Below are 3,261 nucleotides of genomic sequence, written 5' to 3'. Positions count from 1 at the left end.
GGCTATTTCTGCTTTATTTTATGTTGCCCCGGCGACTGTTTATGCTAAAGAGCTGAGGCTGCCGCGCGCTGAAAGAGGTATTTATTCATCCTCTTAAGTAGGGAAAAGAAGGTCGCATTGTCCCGCGCGCTTATTGGATATCAACGCGCTGACAGTTAGCGAGTCTTTTCTGCCACGACGCGAGGGCATTATGAAATATCCCCTCTACTGCTATCAGCCACAAAGTATCCCTTCTATCGCTTACCGGAAAGGCATTATAAAGGGCACGGTACTGGCTGCGTTGCTATATTACTGCCTGCTATGGCTGCTCTGGACAGCGGTAACGCGCCCCATCCGCCTGATATTTTTCATAAATCAATGATTTAATTTAATAAACGCTGCCCGTGGCGTGTTTTTACGTTCAGGAAAAATGCCAGGGTGGGTATCGTAAACAGGAAGACAAAGGCAAAAAGTAGACGGAAGCGCAAGAAGGGATAATCAGTTTACTTTCGGGAAAGTAGGTAAAACAGCAACATTATCTGTCGGCAATAAAATTAACCCCGGTACTCACAGCCGGAGCTGGCGTACCAGGCAACTTGCCGTGCGTTTCTGTTCAAACTTCCGTCCAGCGCTATGGCTCTTCTTACCACCTTTATCTCTTGCTTCTGATGCTTTTCACGACCGTTAGCAAAATCCCCTTTGCCGTTCTGTTCTCTTGTTTCCCATCTCAGAAACGCTCTTATGGTCTTCCGCAAACTTTCCACAACTGCCACGATGCCCGGCCATCATTACTCCGCCAATATAAATTTCATTAGTTAAGTGACAACCGGATTTATATTTAACCGGGAATGCCATGTTGCACCATTAAAACCAGACAGTCGTTATTATTTTGCAAATGCATGAACCGATCCGCTTAACATAAAGCTACACATCAATAATTGGATGTGCGAATTTTTAAAAAGGCATGCAGGGTTTTATTTTTTATACCCAACTGATTATCTTTATAAATACCCACCCCACATGCGTAAGAAATCAAACGTTACGCCTGCTGCAATAAAAATATTTGCAACAGTTGTGTCAGCCAGCCTGCTCGCATTCAGGGATTTTTGTCCGTTTGCGTCTCTTTAAGAAATAACGCTGTCGGCGTGAGTAAGCGCTCTTATCTCATGTTTGAGGCTGCATCCCAGCCTGGAGAGCAGCAGATTAAACGGGGAACCATTGGGGTAAAGCGGGTAAAGTTTATAACTGATGACTTTACCCGCGCGCTGCGCGTACGCAATAAATAGCATTCAGATTGTTAGCTTTAAGGCCTGACAGGTACCTGTTTCTCTGGCGCATTAACGACAACCATCACCAATGGGCGCTTTTTGACCTTGCAGGCCTGAGAATACGCCAGCTCACAAACCTCACAAAGATCCCGGACCTCTGATTCATATTCATATTCCATAAAATAACGAAACGTAGCGCTGCGCGATCCTGTTCTCCAGAACCTTTGCTGCTCTAAAATTTCATCAAGTTGCCTGAACGTCAGGGCCGAAGGGTTATGAAAACCCACTCTCACGCGATATATAGTCATGCCCTGATTATTTGCAGAGTGAGGCAAATTATCCAGGCGGTACAGGTTCTTACTGAGATAGGTAAAATCTGCATTGACCCAACTGGCTACGAGACCCGCCGTATGCAGGCGAGCGATTTTTAATTTAACCTTTTGATATAATTACACTTACCACGCCAATGAGGCAGGTTGGTTGGATGACCACACCTAAGCGCTTCACCGGGGCAGATTCGATCTGTCTTGTTCCGATGCTCTACCTGAAAACCGATCTATTGCTTTAAGGGTTTTAGAAGCGGCTCAGGGGGATTTTTAACGCTGGAGATTTCACAGTGATGCGGCATGGTGTTCCTCTTGTATCCGCCCCCATGCGGAGCTGAATGCGGGATTTCTCATCCAGATTAATTTTTACTGTATGTCCACACAGCCTGATTAAGTTAACATACGCCCAAATATATCGACTCAGGTTATTATTTCGTAAGGCTAATTGGCCAAAAAAATTCTGTGCACCCTTAAAAGGAAATTTTACGGCTACTGGTAAAGTATTACTGGTTCTGATTTTTTCCGCCTGCCTCACGCTGGTGATTGAGGCTGGCTTTGTACATGTGACGCCTTACCTGGACAAAATAACAGATAATAAAATCATAAAGTGGGCTGATACCAGATAGAAAATTAGAATCAGAAATATTTTTTTCGCCGGCCCTTAAATTAGTAATTAATCCTAAAAATAAAACCCTTCTTAGCCCGAACACTACAATTAGATAATAGAGTAAACTGCCGGGGGCTATGTCGATGAAAAATAATGTGATGTTTGAACGTAAAAAAAATCGTGCAATATATATCATGGAAAAAAAAGGGATGTGGCCCAGCCTCTACGCTCCTCCCTGCCACATTTTTTTATGGCGATTGGGGTTTAATGTCGCGCCCCCACCCTTCTCTTCTTTCTGGGGAAATTTTCTTTGCTTTACGGGTATAAATACGCCTTTCTGGGGCACGGTGATGTGGTTTGTTTTTTGGAAAGCGGAGCGGGAATACTTATTTTCTGCCGTAGTGACTATCGTTACCGTAGGGGTGATCGCGGGTCTGATTATGGCAACGCTCGAACAATGGCGAGGAAAAGCCAATCATCTTCCGGCATGGAACGAAATTTGACCCACCCTTGACGGCTAATCACGAGTCGTGATTAAAAAGCCCACTGCAGAAGTGGGTTTTTTACTTGCCCTGGCGCGGACCAATGAACCCTTTCAAATCAGTCCGTATAACATACCTACGCGGGCCATCAATTGTATAAAATCGCCATCAGAAAGGCCGGTTGAGCCATTAAGCCAGTGAGCCATTGAGCCAATGAGCCAATGAGCCAATGAGCCAATGAGCAAATGAGCCAATGAGCCAATTTTTCAGGTGAAATGTGGGTCTTAGCAAGACATTATCCCCACCTTAAATAGCTGGCCGTTCTTTTGCTCCCTTCTTACCTGCCGTCAACTCTGCTTTTAGCCAGAACCCGTTCAGGCTCTGCAGCATGACCGTATACCAGCATATGCTTAAGCGCGGCCGCTTTATCACCATCAGGCCTGATAAAAATCCATATTCGGGCGGCTAAGATTTCATTTTGTATTTACAAAAACGACAGCTGCGACCTTTACCCATTTTTCTCCCTTTCAAATCCGGAAGCAGGAGCACAAAGCACAAAGCACAAAGCACAAAGCACAAAGCACAAAGCACAAAGCACA

General features: G+C 45.0%; 2 protein-coding genes. One reads left to right on the top strand and one right to left on the bottom strand.

Features of this window, described 5'->3' with window-relative positions; genetic code table 11:
• Nucleotides 1-1,282: 1,282 nt before the first annotated feature.
• The gene (locus tag RTK32_RS20390; protein WP_312047139.1) at nt 1,283-1,555 is read right to left on the bottom strand and encodes a hypothetical protein; all 273 of its coding nucleotides are present in this window, start codon (nt 1,553-1,555) and stop codon (nt 1,283-1,285) included.
• Between the two features lie 768 nt (nt 1,556-2,323).
• On the opposite strand from RTK32_RS20390, the gene RTK32_RS20385 reads away from it, so the two are divergent.
• Nucleotides 2,324-2,683 carry a DUF6404 family protein gene (locus RTK32_RS20385; protein ID WP_312047137.1) on the top strand — a complete coding sequence of 120 codons (360 nt, stop codon included), beginning with the start codon at nt 2,324-2,326 and terminating at the stop codon, nt 2,681-2,683.
• The last annotated feature ends 578 nt before the right edge of the window (nt 2,684-3,261 follow it).

Source organism: Erwinia sp., from assembly GCF_031978025.1.
Classification (GTDB): domain Bacteria; phylum Pseudomonadota; class Gammaproteobacteria; order Enterobacterales; family Enterobacteriaceae; genus Erwinia.
The sequence above is the reverse complement of the archived record's forward strand: the minus strand, read 5'-3'. Positions and strand labels throughout refer to the sequence as shown.

Coding starts and splice junctions, on each gene's coding strand:
- RTK32_RS20390 (WP_312047139.1), bottom strand. CDS start 1,555: ATGACTATATATCGCGTGAGAGTGGGTTTTCATAACCCTTCGGCCCTG.
- RTK32_RS20385 (WP_312047137.1), top strand. CDS start 2,324: ATGAAAAATAATGTGATGTTTGAACGTAAAAAAAATCGTGCAATATAT.